Origin of the sequence: Microbacterium schleiferi, from assembly GCF_015565955.1 — a bacterium.
In the GTDB taxonomy this organism is placed as follows: domain Bacteria; phylum Actinomycetota; class Actinomycetes; order Actinomycetales; family Microbacteriaceae; genus Microbacterium; species Microbacterium schleiferi_A.
The window spans coordinates 2,276,984-2,295,868 of sequence record NZ_CP064760.1 but is presented as its reverse complement, the minus strand read 5'-3'; the positions used below and the strand labels follow the sequence as shown (position 1 = coordinate 2,295,868).

General features: G+C 69.0%; 21 protein-coding genes. 16 read left to right on the top strand and 5 right to left on the bottom strand.

Annotation, left to right across the window (positions count from 1 at the left end):
• Positions 1-117: 117 nt before the first annotated feature.
• From hemE to hemL, 8 genes are read left to right on the top strand one after another with little or no spacing between them, the layout of a single operon-like run.
• Positions 118-1,248, top strand: a complete 1,131-nt coding sequence (hemE, locus tag IT882_RS11115; RefSeq protein ID WP_195691909.1) for a uroporphyrinogen decarboxylase — start codon at positions 118-120, stop codon at positions 1,246-1,248.
• Positions 1,245-2,591 carry a protoporphyrinogen/coproporphyrinogen oxidase gene (locus IT882_RS11110; protein WP_195691908.1) on the top strand — a complete coding sequence of 449 codons (1,347 nt, stop codon included), beginning with the start codon at positions 1,245-1,247 and terminating at the stop codon, positions 2,589-2,591. The genes hemE and IT882_RS11110 overlap by 4 nt, the downstream gene beginning before the upstream one ends.
• Before the next feature lie 43 nt (positions 2,592-2,634).
• The gene (gene hemQ / locus IT882_RS11105; protein WP_418887749.1) at positions 2,635-3,360 is read left to right on the top strand and encodes a hydrogen peroxide-dependent heme synthase; all 726 of its coding nucleotides are present in this window, start codon (positions 2,635-2,637) and stop codon (positions 3,358-3,360) included.
• Positions 3,357-4,571: a ferrochelatase gene (locus tag IT882_RS11100; protein WP_195691907.1), complete on the top strand. Its 1,215-nt coding sequence runs from the start codon at positions 3,357-3,359 to the stop codon at positions 4,569-4,571. Before hemQ ends, IT882_RS11100 begins: the two co-directional genes overlap by 4 nt.
• On the top strand, positions 4,568-5,515 hold the full coding sequence (gene hemC, locus IT882_RS11095) for a hydroxymethylbilane synthase (protein WP_267490522.1): 948 nt from the start codon (positions 4,568-4,570) through the stop codon (positions 5,513-5,515). The genes IT882_RS11100 and hemC overlap by 4 nt, the downstream gene beginning before the upstream one ends.
• Positions 5,512-6,288, top strand: a complete 777-nt coding sequence (locus IT882_RS11090; protein ID WP_229382075.1) for a uroporphyrinogen-III synthase — start codon at positions 5,512-5,514, stop codon at positions 6,286-6,288. The genes hemC and IT882_RS11090 overlap by 4 nt, the downstream gene beginning before the upstream one ends.
• Before the next feature lie 59 nt (positions 6,289-6,347).
• Positions 6,348-7,355: a porphobilinogen synthase gene (gene hemB / locus IT882_RS11085; RefSeq protein WP_195691905.1), complete on the top strand. Its 1,008-nt coding sequence runs from the start codon at positions 6,348-6,350 to the stop codon at positions 7,353-7,355.
• On the top strand, positions 7,352-8,683 hold the full coding sequence (gene hemL, locus IT882_RS11080; protein WP_195691904.1) for a glutamate-1-semialdehyde 2,1-aminomutase: 1,332 nt from the start codon (positions 7,352-7,354) through the stop codon (positions 8,681-8,683). Before hemB ends, hemL begins: the two co-directional genes overlap by 4 nt.
• Before the next feature lie 6 nt (positions 8,684-8,689).
• On the opposite strand, the gene IT882_RS11075 is transcribed toward hemL, so the two are convergent.
• The gene (locus IT882_RS11075) at positions 8,690-10,144 is read right to left on the bottom strand and encodes a sugar porter family MFS transporter (RefSeq protein ID WP_195691903.1); all 1,455 of its coding nucleotides are present in this window, start codon (positions 10,142-10,144) and stop codon (positions 8,690-8,692) included.
• An 81-nt stretch (positions 10,145-10,225) separates the two neighbouring features.
• On the opposite strand from IT882_RS11075, the gene rsmA reads away from it, so the two are divergent.
• The 8 genes from rsmA to IT882_RS11035 all read left to right on the top strand — a co-directional run bounded on the left by rsmA (position 10,226) and on the right by IT882_RS11035 (position 16,829).
• The gene (gene rsmA, locus IT882_RS11070) at positions 10,226-11,080 is read left to right on the top strand and encodes a 16S rRNA (adenine(1518)-N(6)/adenine(1519)-N(6))-dimethyltransferase RsmA (RefSeq protein WP_195691902.1); all 855 of its coding nucleotides are present in this window, start codon (positions 10,226-10,228) and stop codon (positions 11,078-11,080) included.
• A 9-nt stretch (positions 11,081-11,089) separates the two neighbouring features.
• On the top strand, positions 11,090-12,169 hold the full coding sequence (locus IT882_RS11065) for an aldo/keto reductase (protein ID WP_195691901.1): 1,080 nt from the start codon (positions 11,090-11,092) through the stop codon (positions 12,167-12,169).
• The gene (locus tag IT882_RS11060; RefSeq protein ID WP_418887794.1) at positions 12,163-13,140 is read left to right on the top strand and encodes a 4-(cytidine 5'-diphospho)-2-C-methyl-D-erythritol kinase; all 978 of its coding nucleotides are present in this window, start codon (positions 12,163-12,165) and stop codon (positions 13,138-13,140) included. Before IT882_RS11065 ends, IT882_RS11060 begins: the two co-directional genes overlap by 7 nt.
• A gap of 121 nt (positions 13,141-13,261) precedes the next feature.
• Positions 13,262-13,564 carry a DUF427 domain-containing protein gene (locus IT882_RS11055; RefSeq protein ID WP_195691899.1) on the top strand — a complete coding sequence of 101 codons (303 nt, stop codon included), beginning with the start codon at positions 13,262-13,264 and terminating at the stop codon, positions 13,562-13,564.
• 12 nt (positions 13,565-13,576) lie between these two features.
• Positions 13,577-14,419, top strand: a complete 843-nt coding sequence (locus tag IT882_RS11050) for an ABC transporter ATP-binding protein (RefSeq protein ID WP_195691898.1) — start codon at positions 13,577-13,579, stop codon at positions 14,417-14,419.
• A complete protein-coding gene (locus IT882_RS11045) occupies positions 14,416-15,102 on the top strand; it encodes an ABC transporter permease (protein ID WP_195691897.1) in 687 nt (228 codons plus the stop codon). Before IT882_RS11050 ends, IT882_RS11045 begins: the two co-directional genes overlap by 4 nt.
• The gene (locus IT882_RS11040; RefSeq protein WP_195691896.1) at positions 15,099-15,860 is read left to right on the top strand and encodes an ABC transporter permease; all 762 of its coding nucleotides are present in this window, start codon (positions 15,099-15,101) and stop codon (positions 15,858-15,860) included. Before IT882_RS11045 ends, IT882_RS11040 begins: the two co-directional genes overlap by 4 nt.
• Positions 15,861-15,914: 54 nt before the next feature.
• Positions 15,915-16,829, top strand: coding sequence for an ABC transporter substrate-binding protein (locus IT882_RS11035; protein WP_195691895.1), 915 nt, complete (start codon positions 15,915-15,917; stop codon positions 16,827-16,829).
• 75 nt (positions 16,830-16,904) lie between these two features.
• Here IT882_RS11035 and IT882_RS11030 read toward each other — a convergent pair whose 3' ends face one another.
• From IT882_RS11030 to IT882_RS17110, 4 genes are all read right to left on the bottom strand, one after another.
• Positions 16,905-17,066, bottom strand: a complete 162-nt coding sequence (locus IT882_RS11030) for a hypothetical protein (protein ID WP_195691894.1) — start codon at positions 17,064-17,066, stop codon at positions 16,905-16,907.
• Between the two features lie 86 nt (positions 17,067-17,152).
• A complete protein-coding gene (locus IT882_RS11025; protein ID WP_374197992.1) occupies positions 17,153-17,440 on the bottom strand; it encodes a metal-sensitive transcriptional regulator in 288 nt (95 codons plus the stop codon).
• Complete coding sequence (locus tag IT882_RS11020; protein ID WP_324253872.1) at positions 17,440-18,717, bottom strand: FAD-dependent oxidoreductase; 1,278 nt, start codon at positions 18,715-18,717, stop codon at positions 17,440-17,442. Before IT882_RS11020 ends, IT882_RS11025 begins: the two co-directional genes overlap by 1 nt.
• On the bottom strand, positions 18,714-18,878 hold the full coding sequence (locus IT882_RS17110) for a hypothetical protein (protein WP_324253943.1): 165 nt from the start codon (positions 18,876-18,878) through the stop codon (positions 18,714-18,716). The genes IT882_RS11020 and IT882_RS17110 overlap by 4 nt, the downstream gene beginning before the upstream one ends.
• Between the last annotated feature and the right edge of the window lie 7 nt (positions 18,879-18,885).

The following is an 18,885-nucleotide window of genomic DNA, read 5'->3' as shown; positions in this document are numbered from 1 at the left end:
CGTCGTGCCCAGCCGAGTGCCCGGCAGCGTGACCAGCAGTTAGTATATCGATTAACTCCGGCGCGGATCCGCGCCCGCCATCGACGACCAGCCGTGCTTTCTGCCGGTGAGGGACCTATGCAGCTCAGTGATCAGCATCCGCTCGTTGCGCACGCGACCCGGAGCTCCCGTCTCCTTCGCGCGAGCCTCGGCGACCGGCCGGATGTCACCCCCGTCTGGTTCATGCGGCAAGCCGGCCGCTCGCTGCCCGAGTACCGCGCGCTGCGGCAGGGGCAGTCCATGCTCGACGCGTGCCTGGATCCCGCCCTCGTGAGCGAGATCACGCTCCAGCCGGTGCGCCGGCACGGGGTGGATGCCGCGATCTTCTTCAGCGACATCGTCGTGCCCCTCGTGCTCGCGGGAGTCGACGTCCAGATCGTTCCCGGGCGGGGCCCGGTGTTCACCGACCCGGTGCGCACCGCCGCGCAGGTCGCGCAGCTCACCGCCATCGATCCCGAGCGCATCCGCGAGCGGTCAGAGCCCATCGCGGATGCCGTTGCCCGCACGACGGAGATGCTCGCGCAGGAGAGCGCCTCGTGGGGCGAGCCGATCCCGCTCATCGGGTTCGCCGGCGCGCCGTTCACCCTCGCCGCCTACCTCGTCGAAGGCGGGCCGTCCAAGGACCACCTGCGCGCTCGCCGCCTTATTCACGAGGATCCGGCCGCATGGGCGGACCTCACCGCGTGGCTCGCCCAGATCAGTGGCGTCTTCCTCCAGGTGCAGGTGGCAGCCGGGGCGAGCAGCGTGCAGTTGTTCGACTCCTGGGCCGGATCTCTTGCTCCCTCGGTCTATCGGGCGGCGGCGCTCCCCGCCTCTCGCGCGACCCTCGACCACGTGCGCGCCGTCCGCCCGCCCGCGGGATCGGGCCTCGCCCACATTCCGCTCGCGCACTTCGGCGTGGGAACCGGTGACCTGCTCGCCGACATCGCGACCCTCGATCTTGACATCGTGGGCATCGATCACCGCGTCGCGCTCGATGACGCCCTGACGCGCCTGGATGCCGACGTCACCGTGCAGGGCAACCTCGACCCCGCGCTGCTGTTCGCCCCGCCCGCGGTCCTGGACGAGGCCACCGACCGCATTCTGGAAGAGGGGCGCGCCGCGCGGGCGCACATTTTCAACCTGGGTCACGGGGTCCCTCCCGAGACCGACCCCGACGTGCTCACCCGACTCGTGCGCCGCGTGCACGAGCGCACGGATGCCGCATGAGCAACCCCCACGCCGAGGCTGCCGCCGACGTCGACCTCTGCATCGTCGGCGGCGGCATCGCCGGGCTCGTGGTGGCCGTCGAGGCGAGCGCGGCGGGGCTTCGCACCGTCGTCCTCGAGCGGTCCGCGCGGGTCGGCGGGATGCTCGCGCCCGCGGCCGTCGGGGACGGCATCCTCGTCGACGCGGGTGCGGAGTCCTTTGCGACCCGCACCGACGCGGTTCCCGCGCTCATCGCACAGTTGTCGCTGCCGGTGGAGATCGTCGAACCCGATCCGACCGGCGCCTGGCTGGTCGTGTCCGATGAGGGAGGCGCCGTGCGTCGCGCTCCGCTGCCGAGTCGGAGCATCCTCGGCATCCCCGCCGACCCCGCTGCCGAGGATGTTCGAGCACTCGTCCCCGGGGCGACAGAGAAAATCCTCCCCGTGCCCGCGTCCGAACCCTCCTTCCACGCGCTCGTCGCCGACCGTCTCGGCGCACCGCTGGCGGCCACCATCGTGGACACCGTGTGCCGGGGCGTGTACTCGACGCCGGCCGACAGGCTGCAGTTGTCCCGCATTCACCCGCAGCTGTGGGCGAGGTTCCAGCAGAGCGGTTCACTCACCGCCGCCGTGGCCGATCTCGTCACCACCGGTGCGCGGCCGGGCAGCGCCGTCGCCGGTATCCGCGGCGGTCTGTGGCGCCTCGCCGACGCGCTCGCGGCCCGCGCCCGCGCGCAGGGGGTGATGATCGAGACGGAGACGACCGTCGCCCAGATCGACAGCGCCGACTCCGGCGTCACGGTGCGCACCATGCACGGAACCGTGCGCGCCGGTGCCTTGGTGCTGGCGACAGGTCGCGCAGAGATCGATCGCCTGACCGGCGACGGGCAGAGCGCGCCGCAGGCTCCCGTGCATCTCGCAATCGCCCGCCTCCACGCTCCCGCGCTGGATCGGCATCCGGTCGGCACCGGTGCTCTCGTCGCCGACGCGGTGCCGGGGCAGACGAAGGCCATGACCCACGCAAACGCGAAGTGGGAGTGGCTCGATGAGGCGCTCCCGCCCCATGAGCATCTCGTGAGGGTGTCGGCACGCGACGCCGAGACCGCACGCTTCGACGAAGAGAGCGTCGCCGCGGACGCGAGCCGGATCACGGGCGTGTCTCTTGCGCCGGGGTCGATCCGTGAACTTCGCGTGGGTCGCTGGGATGCGGCATCCGCCTCCGGCGCAGAGCCGCCGGCACCACGCCCCGGCGTGCACCTGACTGGCGCTGCCGTCGCCGGGACGGGACTTGCCGCCGTCATCCCGCACGCCCGCGCCGTCGCCGCCGATGTGATCGCCGCGCACGCCCTTGCCCCCGCCCACTGACGTCCACCGAACCGTGACACCGACCAATCCGACAGGAGGAACCGTGACCGCATCCGAACCCGTGACCGCCCCCGCCGCGGCACCCGCATCCGACTCCCACTCCGCCGACGAGGCTTCGCAGATCGGATTGGGCTACACGCTGTTCGCGGTGTTGTCGGTGCCGCGCCTGCAGCGCAGCGACGTGTCCGATCTCGCCGCGGCCATCGAGACGCTCCCCGGCAGCGGTGTGACCCTCCGCGGCCTCTATGACGTGACCGGCATGCGCGCGGACGCCGACCTGATGGTGTGGCTGCACGGCGAAGACCCCGCGGCGGTGCAAGCGGCGCTGCGCCGGCTGCGCCGGACAGAGCCGCTCTGGGACGCCCACCTGGTGTGGAGTGCGATGGGTGTGCACCGCGAGGCGGAGTTCAACAAGCGCCACGTGCCCGGGTACCTGCGCGGTGAGAGCCCGCGCGCGTGGCTGTGCCTGTATCCGTTCGTGCGCAGCTACGAGTGGTACCTGCTGCCGGAGGAGGAGCGCTCCGCGATGCTCGCCGAGCACGGCCGTAAGGGCAGCGTGTTCCGCGATGTCGTCGCCAACACGGTCTCGACCTTCGCGCTCAGCGACTACGAGTGGCTGCTGCCGCTCGAGAGCGACAACCTCCTGAGCCTTGTGGACCTGATGCGCGATCTTCGCGCCACCGACGCCCGCCGTCACGTGCGCGAAGAGGTGCCGTTCTACACGGGCCGCCGCGTCGAGGTCGAGGAGCTGCTGGAGGTGCTCTCATGACTGAGCAGACCTTCCGACCTAAGCCCCCGCACGCGGCCGGGGCCTACTGCGCGCCGGGCGCGGCGGTGTGCGGGGCAACGCCCGCCGCGGCCAGCGGACCCGCCCACGTCGAGGAGCCCGTCCCCTACGACGCGCTGCTGCTCCTGGGCTTCGGGGGCCCGGAGGGACAAGAGGACGTCATCCCGTTCCTTCGCAACGTGACCGCCGGGCGCGGGATCCCCGATGAGCGGCTCGAGGAGGTCGCCCACCACTACCGCCACTTCGGCGGTGTCTCGCCCATCAACGCGCAGAACCGGGCGCTCGTCGCGGCTCTCGAAGCCGAGCTCGCCGATCGCGGCATCGACCTGCCCGTGTACGGGGGAAATCGCAACTGGATGCCGTACGTTGCCGACGCGGTAACGCAGCTGCACGCCGACGGACATCGCCGCATCCTGGCCCTTGCCACCAGTGCCTACAGCTCGTACTCCTCGTGCCGGCAATACCGCGAAGACCTCGCCGACGCGCTCGAGGCGACGGGCCTCGGGGAAGAGCTGCAGATCGACAAGATCGGCCAGTTCTTCGACCACCCCGGGTTCGTGGATTCCTTCGTCGACGGGATCCGTGACGGACTGGGACACCTGCGCGCGCAGGGGATCGAGGACCCCGCCGAGATCGAGATCCTCTTCTCCACCCACTCGATTCCCGCTGCGGATGCCGAGCGCTCTGGCCCTCGCGACCGCGACTTCGGTCACGGCGGCGCGTACGCTGCCCAGCACCTGGCCGTCGCCGAGCAGATCGTGCGGCGCCTGGGCATCGACACGTCGTGGCAGCTGGTGTATCAGAGCCGGTCGGGACCGCCGTCGATGCCGTGGCTTGAGCCTGACGTGAACGATGCGATCCGGACGCTCCCCGAGAAGGGGCGACGCGGGGTGCTCATCGTGCCGCTCGGGTTCGTGAGCGACCACATGGAGGTCATGTGGGACCTCGACACCGAAGCTGTCGAGACCGCGCAGGAGGTCGGTCTCGTTCCGGTGCGCACCGCGACGCCCGGCATCTCGCCCCTGTATGTGGCGGGGCTGGTAGACCTGGTCCGCGAGCGTCTCGAAGGGACTCCCGCGATCGAGCGCCAGCGTGCGACATCCCTCGGGCCCTGGTTCGATGTGTGCCGCCCCGGATGCTGCGAGAACGCCCGCCTGGGCTTCCGGCCCGCTCTCGCGGGGCTGGCACCGTGACGGGCGCACCGCTGCGGCTCGGAACCCGCGGCAGCGCGCTCGCAATGACCCAGTCGGGGACGGTTGCCGAGCTGCTGAGGTCAGCCTCGGGTCGTCCCGTCGAGCTCGTTTCCGTGACGACGCACGGCGACACCGCGACAGGGCCCCTGGCTTCCCTCGGCGGGACCGGGGTGTTTGCGACGGCCCTGCGCGAGTCGCTGCTGGCGGGGGAGTGCGACTTCATCGTCCACTCCCTGAAGGACCTCCCGAATGCGGCGTATCCCGGGATCACGTTGATCGCGGTGCCCGAGCGCGAGAGTGCCCGTGATGCCCTGTGCACGCAGGATGCTGCGGGCCTCGCGGCGCTTCCCGCCGGCGCGCGCGTCGGCACCGGCTCTCCGCGCCGGGCAGCTCAGGTTCTCAGCCGCCGCCCCGACCTCGTCGTCACCGACATCCGCGGCAACGTCGACACGCGACTGCGGAAGGTCGCGGACGGCGACTACGACGCCATCGTGCTTGCGGAGGCGGGGCTGCGACGCATCGGTCGCGACGGCGAGATCCGCGAGACCTTCGATCTGGGCCAGTGGCCGAGCTCTGCCGGTCAGGGAGCCCTGGCGATCGAGATGCGCACCGACCAGCTCGCCGCCGAGCTCGGCACGCTCCTGCGGGCACTCAACGACCCTCACGCGGAGCTGACCGCTCTCGTGGAACGCGCCGTGCTCGCCGAGCTGGAGGCCGGCTGCGCGGCCCCTGTCGGGATATCCGCCCGAGAGGGCGGCGACGCCGTCGCGCTCCTCGCGCAGGTGTATCGCCACGACGGTGGGCACAGCATCCGTGTCGAGGATGTTGTTCCCGCATCCCTCGTCGCCGAGCCGGCGGGACGAGCCGCGTTCGCCGCCCGCATCGTGGCGGAACTGCGCGCCCGCGGCGTCGACGAGCTGGCGGAGGGCGGGACATTCTCGTGACCACCCCAATGCCGGCGGACGATGGCGCCGCGGCGCTGGCGGGACGGTGTGTCCTCGTGCCTCGGGGTGGCGCGTGGGGGGAGCGCGTGGCGCGCCTCCTCGCAGGCCGCGGCGCGACGCCCGTCATCGCCCCGCTCATCCGCACGACCGACCCGCGCGACCTCGCTGCTCGGGACCGCGCCTTCGCGGGGGTCGCTGAGGGGGCGTACGAGTGGGTGTTTCTCACGAGTGCCGCCAGCGTCGAGCAGTTGCACGCGGCGGGCGTGGACATCTCGGCGGGGACGCACATCGCCGCGGTGGGGCGTGCGACCGCGCGGGCGGTGATCGATGCCGGATACGACGTCGATTTCGTCCCTGCCGGCCGTTCGTCGGCGGCCACCATGATCGATCAGTGGTGCGCGCTCCACGATCCGACGCGCACGGGCCGGTGCCTCGTGCTGCGGTCGGACCTGGCGATGGCCGTCGTCAGCGACGAGCTTGAGGTGCGCGGCTACGATCTCGAGGTGTGCATCGCCTACCGCACGGTGGGTGTGGACCTCGACCCCGCGGTGCGGGACCGCGTGCGATCGGGGGAGATCGACACGGTGCTGATCACCTCGACGAGCGTGGCGCGGGAACTGGCTCACCAGATCGGCACGTTCCCCCCGCACGCGGTGCTGGCGTCTCTCGGCCCCGGCACAACGAAGGATGCCGAACGCCGAGGCTTCCCCGTCACCCTGACATCCCCCGACCAGTCAATAGAGTCCCTCATCCTGGCTCTCCCCCCAACCTGACCCCTCCCGCCGCCGACCTGTCCCTCCCGCCGCCGACCTGTCCCTCTGGAGTTCCGCCCATGAGCACGTTCCCCACGCACCGCCCGCGCCGGTTGCGGCAGAGCCCGGCGATGCGCCGCCTTGTCGCCGAGCACACGCTGTCGGCATCCGCACTCATCCTCCCCGTGTTCGTCACCGAGCGCGCCGAACCGCAGCCGATCGCGACGATGCCCGGGGTACGGCAAGAGACCCTCGACACGCTGCCGGCGGTCGTGGATGCGGCAGCGGATGCCGGCATCGGCGGCATCATGCTCTTCGGCGTGCCGCTGACTCGGGATGCCACGGGGTCGGGGGCCACGGAACCTGACGGCATCCTCAACCGCGCCATCCGGGTCGCCGCGCGCGCATCGGCCGGGCGCCTCACGGTCCAGGCGGATCTGTGCCTCGACGAATTCACCGACCACGGCCACTGTGGCGTCCTCGACGCGCACGGTGGCGTCGACAACGACGCGACCCTCGCACGCTACGCCGATATGGCGCTCGCGCAGGCAGAGGCCGGCGCGGAGATCCTCGGACTGTCGGGAATGATGGACGGTCAGGTCGCGGCGGTGCGGGCGGCGCTGGATGCCGCAGGCCGCGACGACGTCGTGCTCTTGGCATACTCCGCCAAGTACGCCTCGGCGTTTTACGGTCCGTTCCGCGACGCCGTCGAGTCCACGCTCGTCGGTGACCGCAAGACCTACCAGCTCGACCCGGCCAACGCCCGCGAAGGCGTGCTTGAGGCGACCATCGACATCCAGGAGGGCGCCGACATCGTCATGGTCAAGCCCGCCGGCCCCTACCTCGACGTGCTCTCGGAGGTTGCGGCGCGCTCGTCCGTGCCGGTCTGGGCGTACCAGGTGTCGGGGGAGTACGCGATGATCGAGCTGGCCGCTGCGGCCGGGGCGATCGACCGCGACCGCGCCATCATGGAGTCCGTCCTCGGCATCCGTCGCGCGGGCGCCGACGCGATCCTCACCTACTGGGCCCTCGAGATCGCCGCCCGCCTGCGAAGCGCCCACCCCACCGCACCGGAGGCCCACGCATGACCGACGCATCCACCCTCACCGGCAACGACGCTCTCTTCGACCGCGCCCGCGCCGCGATGCCGGGCGGCGTCAACTCGCCCGTGCGCGCGTTCGGCTCGGTCGGCGGCACGCCCCGGTTCTTCGTGTCGGCCCGCGGGCCGTACGTGACGGATGCCGATGGCCGCGAGTACGTGGACCTCGTCGCCAGCTGGGGCCCGGCGATCCTCGGCCACGCCCATCCGGCCGTGATCGAGGCCGTCACCGCTGCCGCCGCCCGAGGGCTCTCGTTCGGAGCGAGCACACCGGCTGAGACGGAGCTGGCCGAGCACATCGCGGGCCGTGTCTCCGCCGTCGAGCGCGTGCGTCTGGTATCCACCGGCACCGAGGCGACCATGACCGCCGTGCGCCTTGCCCGCGGATACACCCGCCGCGACCTCGTCGTGAAGTTCTCGGGCCACTATCACGGCCACTCCGACGGCCTCCTCGCGCAGGCCGGTTCGGGCCTGGCCACGCTCGCCCTTCCGGGCTCCGCGGGCGTTCCCGAGGCGATTGCCGCGCAGACCGTCGTCATCCCCTACAACGACCCGGAGGCGCTCGCCGCAGTGTTCGCGCAGCATCCGGATCGCATCGCCGCCGTCATCACCGAGGCGGCGGCCGCCAACATGGGCGTCGTGCCGCCGCAGCCAGGCTTCAACGCGCTCCTGGCGCGCACCTGCCACGAGCACGGCGCCCTGCTCATCCTCGACGAGGTGCTCACGGGCTTCCGGGTGGGCCCCGCCGGATTCTGGGGCCTCCAGGACGCCGTGGGCGAGCAGTACACCCCCGACCTGTTCACGTTCGGAAAGGTCGTCGGCGGGGGACTGCCCGTCGCCGCCGTGTCCGGTCGCGCCGAGGTCATGGACATGCTTGCACCGCTCGGACCCGTCTATCAGGCCGGGACGCTCTCGGGAAACCCCGTCGCGGTCGCGGCCGGCCTTGAGACGATGCGCCACGCGGATGCCGACGTCTACGCCCGGCTCGACGCCGCCTCCGCGCAGTTGTCGACCGCGGTCGCCGACGCGCTGACCCGGGAAAGCGTGCCGCACGCCATCCAGCACGCGGGGAACCTGTTCAGTGTGTTCTGGGGCGAGCCGGTGGCCGATGGCGTCGAGAACTATGAGACCGCCGTGCGACAGGAATCCTTCCGCTACCGGGCCTTCTTCCACGCCATGCTCGACGCGGGAGTCTCTCTCCCGCCGTCCGCGTTCGAGGCCTGGTTCCTCACTGCAGCTCACGATGACGCGGCACTGAACCGCATCCTCGATGCCCTACCCGCCGCAGCGCGGGCCGCCGCAGCAGCCCGCGCCTGACGGTACCTAGGCCTTGGCCTTTGCCTTGGGCCGCGTGAAGAGGGTCTCGGTCTGCTCGAGCTCCATCCCCTTGGTCTCGGGGATGCGCAGCCACACAAAGAAGAACGAGAGGGCGGCGAAGGTCGCGTACATGCCGTAGGTGAGCGGCAGCGACCAGCTCGACATCACGGGGAAGCTCATCGTGATGAGGAAGTTCGCGATCCACTGCGCACCGGCTGCGACACCGAGCGCCTTGCCGCGGATGCGGCTCGGGAAGATCTCGCCCAGCAGCACCCACACGAGCGGCCCCCACGAGGCGCCGAAGCCGACCACGAACAGGTTTGCGGCCACGAGCGCGAGCGGACCCCACGCACCGGGGAGCGTGACCTCGCCGTTGACCGTCTCGGAGAACGTGAACGCGAGTGCCATCGTGCCGAGCGACACGGTCATGAGCACGGACCCCGTCAACAGGATCGGCTTTCGGCCGACCCGGTCGACGAGGAAGATCGCGATCAGGGTGACCAGCACGTTCGTGACGCTCGTGAAGACGCTGATGAGGGGCGCGTTGGTCATGCCGACCGAGTTCCACAGGCTCGTCGAGTAGTAGAAGATCACGTTGATGCCGACGAACTGTTGGAACACCGACAGGATGATGCCGATCCAGACGATCGGCTGCAGCCCCAGGGCCTTTCCGCGGATGGAGACTCCCGCGTTCTTCTTGTCGGTCTCGATCGCCGTGATGAGATCGTTCATCGTCTTGTCAAGGTCGACGGCCGGGACGAGTCTCGCGAAGATCGCCCGAGCCTCGTCGTTGCGGCCCTTGCTGATCAGGTAGCGGGGTGACTCGGGCACCGTGAACGAGAGGATGCCGTACACGGCGGCGGGGATCACAGCGACCAGGAACATCCAGCGCCAGGCCTCGAGACCGAGCCAGAGGACGTTGTCGGCGCCTCCCGCGATGCCCTCGAGCATGGCGTCGGAGAGCAGCGCCGCGAAGATACCGATCGTGATCGCCAGCTGCTGCAGCGACGCGAGGCCACCGCGGATCTGTCGAGGGGCGACCTCGGCGATGTAGGCGGGCGCGACGACGGACGCGATGCCGATGCCGATACCGCCGACGACGCGCCACAGACCCAGATCCCACACCGAGAAGGCGAGGCCGGTACCGATCGCGCTGATGAAGAACATCACGGCGCCGAGGAACATCACCCGCAGGCGCCCCCACCTGTCGGCGAGGTTGCCGGCGGTCAGGGCGCCGACCGCGCAGCCCAACAGGGCGACGGCGACGATGAACCCGGTCACGAAATCGTTGAGAGCGAAGTCGGACTGGATGGACTCGACCGCGCCATTGACGACCGAGGAATCGAAGCCGAACAGGAATCCACCGACAGCAGCGGCGATGGACAGGCCGATAGCCCGGCGACCATAGGGACTGTTGAGAGAGAACGTCCCCGTGGGGAGCGCGTCAGATGAGGATGTCACGCGACTCACCGTACTCCCGGGAGAGCCTTGGGCGGGAGAACCTGTCGCCTCGCGTCGTCGCCGGCGAACTACAGTGAACGCATGCCCGTCTCCCTCCTGGGCGCCGCGGAAGTGCGGGCGCTTGCCGCAGACCTCGACATGACCCCGACGAAGAAACTCGGACAGAACTTCGTCGTCGACGCCAACACGGTCCGCAAGATCGTCCACCTCGCCCGGGTACGGGAGGGCGAGCACGTCGTCGAGGTCGGTCCCGGTCTCGGCTCTCTGACGCTCGCGATTCTCGAGACCGGCGCCGAGGTCACCGCCGTCGAGATCGACCATCGCCTCGCCGAGCGTCTGCCCGCAACGGCGGCCGCGCACGGCGTGCCGGACGGCGCGCTGCGGGTCCTCGATCAGGATGCCCTGCGGGTCACCGAACTGCCCGGAGACCCCGCCGTGCTCGTGGCAAACCTGCCGTACAACGTGTCGGTGCCGGTGCTGCTGCACTTCCTCGAGACCTTCCGCTCCATCGCACGCGGCGTTGTGATGGTTCAGGCCGAAGTAGGGGAGAGGCTTGCCGCCGCGCCGGGGTCGAAGGTGTACGGGGCGCCGAGTGCCAAAGCGGCGTGGTGGGGGACGTGGCGGCTTGCCGGGACGGTCTCACGGCAGGTCTTCTGGCCCGTGCCCAACGTCGACAGCGTGCTCGTCGGCTTCGAACGCGCCGAGCCGCTGGGCTCAGAAGACGAACGGATGCTGACCTTCCGCATCATCGACGCCGCGTTCCAGCAGCGCCGCAAGATGCTGCGTCAGGCGCTTGCCGGCGTTCTCGGCGGCACGGCGGCTGAGGCATCCGCCGTGCTCGAACGTGCCGGAATCGCGCCGACCGCTCGCGGCGAGGAGCTGACGGCTACGCAGTTCCTGGGCATCGCGAGAGCAACCTCCCCGGCGCCGCGCTAGCCTCGAAGCATGACCGAAGAGCAGCGATTCTCGCGCAGCCGAAACGACCTTCACCGCCCCTACTCGGCATCCGAGGACCGCTACTCAACCACCGGCTATCGGCAGGTGGGTACCTCGGGTCTCTACCTCCCGCCGATCTCGCTCGGGCTGTGGTGGAACTTCGGTGACAACATCCCATTCGACAATCAGCGGGCGCTGCTGCGGCACGCGTTCGATTCGGGAATCACCCACTTCGACCTGGCGAACAACTACGGCCCGCCGTACGGGTCTGCTGAGACGAACTTCGGCCGCATGATGCGCGAGGACTTCGCGCGCTACCGCGATGAGCTGATCATCTCGTCGAAGGCCGGATACGACATGTGGCCGGGGCCCTACGGTGACTATGGATCCCGCAAATACATCCTCGCGAGCGCCGAACAGTCGCTGCAGCGCATGGGACTCGACTACGTCGACATCTTCTACTCGCACCGCATGGATCCGGTGACCCCCGTCGAGGAAACGATCGCAGCGCTCGACACGCTCGTCCGTCAAGGAAAGGCCCTCTACGTCGGAATCTCGTCGTACTCGGCCGAGCAGACCGCCATCGCCGTCGCGGTAGCTCGCAGCCTCGGGACGCCACTGGTCATCCACCAGCCGTCGTACTCGATGCTCAACCGCTGGGTCGAGGACGGCTTGACCGGCGTCCTGCGTCAAGAAGGATTGGGCGCGATCGCCTTCACGCCTCTCGCGCAGGGCCTCCTCACCGACAAGTACCTCGGCGGCGCGGCCGCCGACCGCGCGCAGAACCGCAACTCCGTCCCCGCGGATCGTGTGTCAGAGCGCGGCAGCTCGCTCTTGGGAAGCCTCAATGAGATCGCGCGGCAGCGGGGCCAGAGTCTTGCGCAGATGGCGATCCAGTGGGTGCTGCGTGACTCGGTCGTCACCTCGGCGCTCATCGGTGCGTCGCGTCCGTCTCAGCTCGACGAGAACCTCGCCGCGGTCGCGGGCCCGGCCTTCGACACCGAGGAGCTGGAGCAGATCGACGCTCTCACCGACGGCGTGGATCTCTCACCGTCTGGCCCGATCTGGGCGGATTCCGCGGCATCGTGACGGCACCGCTTCGCTCCGACGCGGTCCGGGTGCGGGCACCGGGTAAACTCAACGTCTACTTCGAAGTCGGCCCGCTGCTCGATGACGGCTACCACGCTGTCGCGTCGGCCTACCAGGCGGTGTCGCTGTTCGAAGACGTCTGGGCTGTGCCGGCGAATGACTTCCGACTCGAGGTCATCGGATCGGTGGATGTCTCCGCCGTCCCCCTTGATGATCGCAACCTCGCGCTGCGGGCCGCCCGTATTCTCGCTCAACACACCGGGTACGAGGGTGGGGTGCACCTCACCATCGACAAGCACGTTCCGGTCGCGGGCGGAATGGGCGGCGGCTCGGCGGATGCTGCTGCCGTCCTCGTCGCGTGCGATGCGCTCTGGGGTACCGAGGTGGGATCCGCGGAGTTGCAGCGCCTCGCTGCGCGGCTCGGCGCAGACGTCCCGTTCGCCCTGATGGGCGGAACCGCTGTCGGCCTCGGGCGAGGAGATCGGCTGAGCCCCGCGCTTGCCACCGGCCGCTTCGAGTGGGTCATCGTGCTCGCCGAGGGCGGGCTGTCGACCCCGGCCGTGTACCGCGAACTCGACCGACTGCGCACCCGGTCGGCGGCGATCGGGCATCCGTCGACCGGCGCCATCCGGCTCGCCCCGACCGCTGGACCCCACGACGACGATGCCGACCCGGTTGTCGCGACCGGTGTCCTGCATGCTCTCCGAGCCGGTGACGCCGAGGATCTGGCCGGTCACCTGCACAACGACCTGCAGGAGGCTGCACTGTCACTGCGACCCGAGCTCAGCGACGTTCTCGACCTCGGCGACCGGGCAGGCGCGCTCGCCGGGATCGTGTCGGGGTCGGGTCCAACGGTTGCCTTCCTGGCCGCGGATCTCGAGTCGGCCCTCGAACTGCAGGTGACGCTGTCAGCGGCGGGATACTCGGCGCTGCACGTGCACGGACCCGTGCCGGGTGCGCGTCTGATCTGAATCGGCAGCGGTCGCGGATATTACCGCGCGCATTCCGCTTCGGCTACAACCGCCCGCAGTGTCCCTGGCCTCCGGTAGCGTAATTCGAAGCCGAATCGGCCGTCCCGACGAACGGAGAACCATGAAGGCTGTTATTGACAACGTCGTCATCGCGGAAGCGCCTCGCGATGAACTCCTCTCGATCGAGGGCAACTGGTACTTTCCTCCGAGCAGCATCGCCGAGGGAGCGCTGGTCGAGAGTCCGACTCCCTACACCTGCCCGTGGAAGGGCGTCTGCCAGTACTACCATGTCGTCGCCGACGGGGTGACGCACTCCGACGGGGCCTGGGCGTACCCGACGCCGTACCCGAGCGCGTTCGACCGCGTCGGGGCGGACTTCTCGGGCTATGTCGCCTTCGGAAGGGACGTGTCGGTCATCGACTGACCCGGTGCCGCCGTGATCATCTTCGACGACGTCACGAAGCAGTTTCCCGACGGAACCCGCGCTGTCGACGGGTTCAGTCTGACCTTGCCCGCGCACAAGACCACGGTCTTCGTCGGGTCATCCGGATGCGGCAAGACGACCCTGCTGCGCATGATCAACCGCATGGTCGAGCCGTCGGCGGGTGTTGTGTCGATCGATGGCGAAGACATCGCAGGCAAGGACCCCGTCAAGCTGCGCCGCGGCATCGGCTACGTCATGCAGAACTCCGGCCTGCTGCCGCATTACACCGTCATCGACAACATCGCGACGGTCCCCGTGCTGCAGGGGGTCTCTCGAGCGCAGGCCCGCGAGCGCGGCCTCGAGCTCATGGACACGGTGGGCCTGGACCGTTCGTTCGCCAAGCGCTACCCGAGTCAGCTCTCCGGTGGCCAGCAGCAGCGGGTCGGTGTGGCCCGCGGCCTTGCGGCAGACCCGAACATCCTGCTCATGGACGAGCCCTTCGGAGCCGTCGATCCCATCGTGCGCGCGGAGCTGCAGCAGGAGCTGCTGCGCCTGCAAGATGAGGTCGACAAGACGATCGTCTTCGTCACGCACGACATCGACGAGGCGTTCCTCCTCGGAGATCAGGTCGTCATCCTCGAGAAGGGTGCCCACATCGCCCAGGTCGGGACGCCCAGTGAGATCCTTGAGAATCCGGCGTCCGAGTTCGTCGCATCCTTCATCGGGTCCGACCACGGGAAACGTGCGCTGCACCTGAAGAAGACAGCGACGGGCACCGCGGTCGTCGACGGCACCGGAAGAACGCAGGGCATGCTGGATGACGCGGGCAGCGACACGCGGGGCGATTCTCCATGACGTGGATTCTCGACAACCTCGACCTGATCCTGCAGCTGACGCTGGAACACCTCCGTCAGTGCATCATCGCGATCGTGTTGGGCTTCGTCCTGTCGATTCCGCTCGGCTACATCGCGTGGCGCTTCGGACTGCTGCGCGGCTGGGTCATCACGATCACGGGGATGCTGTACACGATCCCCTCGCTTGCCCTGCTCATCCTGCTGCCGACAGTGTTCGGCTACAGCGCGCTGAGCGATGCCAACCTGATCATCGCGTTGACCCTCTATGCGATCGCGATCATGGTTCGATCGGTGGTGGACGGTCTCGACTCCGTCGACACGGGCGTCCGGGGGGCTGCGACGGCTATGGGGTTTTCGGGTACGCGGCGTTTCTTCGGCGTTGAGTTCCCGCTCGCGGGACCTGTCATCCTGGCGGGGCTTCGCGTGGCATCGGTGAGCACGATTTCGCTGGCCACGGTCGGAATCCTCGTCGGAGTAACAAACCTCGGCTATCTGTTCACGAACGGTCTGCAGCGGCGGATCATCCCCGAGGTGCTTTCGGGTGTGGTCGCCGTCGTCATCCTCGCTCTCGTTATTGACGTCATCCTCGTGCTCGCCGGAAGACTGCTCATGCCGTGGAACCGCCGGAGTCGAATCGGGTCGCGCACGGCGGCTCCCGCAACGTCGGTGGGAGCAAGCGCATGAATCTCATCATCGATGCGTGGCTCTGGATCATCGCGCCCGAGCAATGGACGGGCAACTACGCCCTCCCGATCCTCTTCCTCCAGCAGATCGGCTTCACGTTTGCGGCGGTGGGCATCGCGACACTCGTCGCCGTCCCGGTCGGATGGGCGATCGGCCACACCGGAAAAGGCCGGGAGATCGCGGTAGCGATCTCGGGCGCGGCGCGCGCTATTCCGTCTTTCGGGCTTCTCATCCTGCTCCTGCTCGTGCTCGGCGTGACACGTCGACCCGAGGCGGCGCTCATCACCTTCGTGCTCCTGGCGATTCCATCGCTGCTCGCCGGCGCCTACACCGGTATCCAGGCCATTGATCGGGCGACGATCGACGCAGCTCGCGCTGTCGGTATGACGCGCTGGCAGGTCCTGTGGCGCGTGGAGATTCCGCTCGGCCTTCCTCTCCTCATGGGAGGTCTCCGGACTGCCACGCTGCAGGTGGTCGCTACCGTGACGATCGCCGCCTACGTCAATCTCGGTGGTCTCGGATGGCCGATCATCCAGGGCATCCCTCTCGGCCGTTTCGATCAGGTCCTCGCGGGCGCCGTGCTCGTCGCAGCTCTCGCCCTGGTGCTCGACGGCCTGCTCGCGCTCGCGCAGCGTGCTGCTGTGCCTCGTGGCCTGCGGGGTGCGCCTCGCAGCGCCCCGCCGGCAGACGCCGAACCGCGGTTCGACAAGATTCCGCCGCGAATTCCAGACACTTTCGCGTCCAGTTCGTCCAGCTGAGAGCACCACCCCACAACCACAGACCCCGCACCACCAGAAAGAGAAAGAGGCACCATGACCATCACACGCACCCTCCGCGCCGCCGCGCTCACCGGCGCCGCAGCGCTGCTGTTGGCCGGCTGCGCGTCGAGCAACCCGCTCGACGAACCAACCGACGGTAGTGGCAGCGGCGAGATGACGTCCGACACGATTGTCGTCGGCTCGCAGGCGTACTACTCCAACGAGATCATCGCCGAGATCTACGCCCAGGCGCTCGAGAACGCCGGTTTCGATGTCGAGCGTCAGTTCAACATCGGCCAGCGGGATGCCTACATCCCGGCGCTCGAGAGCGGCGAGGTGACGCTGTTCCCGGAGTACACCGGAAACCTCCTGCAGTACTTCGACCCCGAAACGACGGCGCGCACCTCCGATGAGGTCTACGCGGCGCTCCCGGATGCACTTCCGGAGGGCCTCGTCGTGCTCGATCAGTCCAGTGCGACCGATCAGGACTCCTACACCGTGACCTCGGCATTCGCCGACCAGTTCGGTCTTGTTTCCATCGCAGACCTGGCCGGTGTCACCGAGCCCCTCACGCTGGGTGGCCCGCCGGAGCTGGCCGAACGTCCCTACGGGCCGATGGGCCTCGCCGATGTGTACGGCATCGACGTCGGGTTCTCCGCAACGGGTGACACGACGTTCGAGGACCTGGAGGCAGGCACGATCAACCTCGCCAATATCTACACGGCCGACCCGCGGATCCAGACATCCGATCTCGTCGTCCTGGAAGACCCCGAGGGGCTCTTCCTCGCATCGAACGTTGTTCCGGTTGTGAACGCGGATGTCGCCGACGAGATCGCCGACGTCATCAACGCCGTGAGCGCTGCCCTCACCCCCCAGGGTCTGGTCGCCCTCAACGTTCAGAGCTTCGTCGACGAGATGTCTCCCGAAGACATCGCGTCGCAGTGGCTCCAGGAAAATGGCCTGAGCTAACGACCCCAGCGACAGTGAAGCGGCTGCTACCCGAGAGGGTGGCAGCCGCTTCAGCGTTCGGTGGGTTGGCGTGACTTAGCGACCGAACAGGCTCGCGAAGAACCCCTTCGACGGCTCGTTCTCGTGCCCCGCGCAACGCTGGGCTTTGGGGACTCCGGCGAGGGCCTGCTGCACGTGCTGGCCGCATCCGCCCCACGTGACCTTGCCGCACTTCCGGCACGTCGTCTGATAGCACATGATGTCTCCTTCGGTGGCTGCCCGGGCAGCACGAATAGCGGTCCGTCACGGCGACGGTCCGGGTGATGAATGTCAGCGGATGCGGCTCAGGCGAGCGAGAGGAAGAGCTTTTCCAGCTCCTCCTGCGTCAAGCCCTCGGCTTCGGCGGTGCCGTCCGGGTCGGCGACGCAGTCACGCATCGCTGCCGAGATGATGGCGAACCCGGCACGGTCCAGCGCGCTGGTGACGGCGGAAAGCTGCGTCACGATGTCGCGGCAGGTGTCGCCGGCCTCGACTGACGCGATGACGGCGTTGAGCTGACCCTGCGCGCGCTTGAGCCGGTTCGTGATGCGCTTGCGGGTTGCCGCCTGCTCCTCGGGGGTGCCGGTGATCATCATGCGTGGACCTCTTCTCTGACAAGGATGCTGGCGGCCTGATCGCCCCACCACTGGCGGAGGGTCTGCGTGCCCCCGGAGAGGGATGCTGCGTCGAAACCGTTGCCTACCAGGATGCGGTACGCGATGTTCGATCGGACGCCCGCCGCGCACAGAGCCGCGATCGGGCGACCCTGCGCTGCCTCGCGCACCTCGTCGAGGCGATCGCGAAGTTCCGTGTGGGGGATGTTCAGCGAACCTTCGATATGGCCGCTGTTGTACTCGCGGGGCGTGCGGACGTCGAGGATCAGCGCGGATTCGCGCATCCGATCGAGCTCGTCGGCGTACCAGAGCTTGAGTCGACCGTTCTCGACGTTCTCGGCGATCATGCCGACGAGGTTCACGGCATCCTTGGCCTGGCCGTAGGGCGGGGAGTAGGCCAGGTCGAGGTCCATGAGGTCTGCCGCGGGCAGGCCGGCGCGGATCGCGGTAGCGAGCACGTCGATACGCTTGTCTACTCCTTCGTAGCCGACTGCTTGGGCTCCGAGGATCCGACCGTCGCGCTGGGAGACGTGCACGATCATGTGGACCGTCGATGCGCCGGGGAAGTAGCCCGCATGCTGCATCGGGTGCAGGTGGATCGTTGTGTAGTCCATCCCGGCGGCATCCAGGCTCGCTCGGTTGGCACCGGTCATCGCCGCCGTGATCTCGCCCACCCGCACGATCGCGGTTCCGATCGGATGCGGGATCGGCCGCGCCTGCGCCATCCCGAAGATGTCGTCGGCGATGAGCCTGCCGGCACGGTTCGCGGGGCCTGCCAGGGGAACCGGGCGCTGGACGCCGGTGACGGCATCCGTGCTGGTAACGGCATCACCGGCGGCCCAGACCCCCTCGGCGGACGTGCGTCCGCGATCGTCGACGACGATCGCGCCGCGAGCAGTCTCAATGCCGGCCGCTTCCACAAAGGCGGTGTCGGGGCGGACGCCGACCGAGAGGACCACGAGATCGGTCGGGATGCGCGTGCCGTCCGAGAGCACCACCACATCGGACTCGTCGCCGACGTCGACGCTCTCGGCGGCGACGCCGTCGTGAACGCGGATGCCGAGGTTTCGCAGCTGCGTGGTGACGACGGAGGCCAGTTCGCGCTCGAGCGGCGGAAGAACGTGCGGGGCCAGCTCGACGACATCGACCTCCAGCCCGCGGTGGCGCAGCGCCTCCGCGGCCTCGAGTCCGATGAAGCCGGCGCCGAGCACGACGCCGCGCGTGGCGCCGTCATCCACCCACTTCTTGAGGGTCACGGCGTCGGAGACCGTGCGAAGGGTTCGAACCCGGGGGAGTCGAGGCCGGGCAGCGGTGGCCTGATCGCGACGGCGCCGGGAGCGAGCACGAGCGCGTCGTAGCTCATCTCTTCGACCCCGGATGCTGAGGCGACAGTGACGGTCTTGGCTGCGGTGTCGATGGCTGTG

What these genes read in the sequence shown, in the direction of transcription:
- hemE (WP_195691909.1), top strand. Translation starts at nt 118, where the DNA reads ATGCAGCTCAGTGATCAGCATCCGCTCGTTGCGCACGCGACCCGGAGC.
- IT882_RS11110 (WP_195691908.1), top strand. Translation starts at nt 1,245, where the DNA reads ATGAGCAACCCCCACGCCGAGGCTGCCGCCGACGTCGACCTCTGCATC.
- IT882_RS11100 (WP_195691907.1), top strand. Translation starts at nt 3,357, where the DNA reads ATGACTGAGCAGACCTTCCGACCTAAGCCCCCGCACGCGGCCGGGGCC.
- hemB (WP_195691905.1), top strand. Translation starts at nt 6,348, where the DNA reads ATGAGCACGTTCCCCACGCACCGCCCGCGCCGGTTGCGGCAGAGCCCG.
- hemL (WP_195691904.1), top strand. Translation starts at nt 7,352, where the DNA reads ATGACCGACGCATCCACCCTCACCGGCAACGACGCTCTCTTCGACCGC.
- rsmA (WP_195691902.1), top strand. Translation starts at nt 10,226, where the DNA reads ATGCCCGTCTCCCTCCTGGGCGCCGCGGAAGTGCGGGCGCTTGCCGCA.
- IT882_RS11065 (WP_195691901.1), top strand. Translation starts at nt 11,090, where the DNA reads ATGACCGAAGAGCAGCGATTCTCGCGCAGCCGAAACGACCTTCACCGC.
- IT882_RS11055 (WP_195691899.1), top strand. Translation starts at nt 13,262, where the DNA reads ATGAAGGCTGTTATTGACAACGTCGTCATCGCGGAAGCGCCTCGCGAT.
- IT882_RS11045 (WP_195691897.1), top strand. Translation starts at nt 14,416, where the DNA reads ATGACGTGGATTCTCGACAACCTCGACCTGATCCTGCAGCTGACGCTG.
- IT882_RS11040 (WP_195691896.1), top strand. Translation starts at nt 15,099, where the DNA reads ATGAATCTCATCATCGATGCGTGGCTCTGGATCATCGCGCCCGAGCAA.
- IT882_RS11035 (WP_195691895.1), top strand. Translation starts at nt 15,915, where the DNA reads ATGACCATCACACGCACCCTCCGCGCCGCCGCGCTCACCGGCGCCGCA.
- IT882_RS11030 (WP_195691894.1), bottom strand. Translation starts at nt 17,066, where the DNA reads ATGTGCTATCAGACGACGTGCCGGAAGTGCGGCAAGGTCACGTGGGGC.
- IT882_RS11025 (WP_374197992.1), bottom strand. Translation starts at nt 17,440, where the DNA reads ATGATCACCGGCACCCCCGAGGAGCAGGCGGCAACCCGCAAGCGCATC.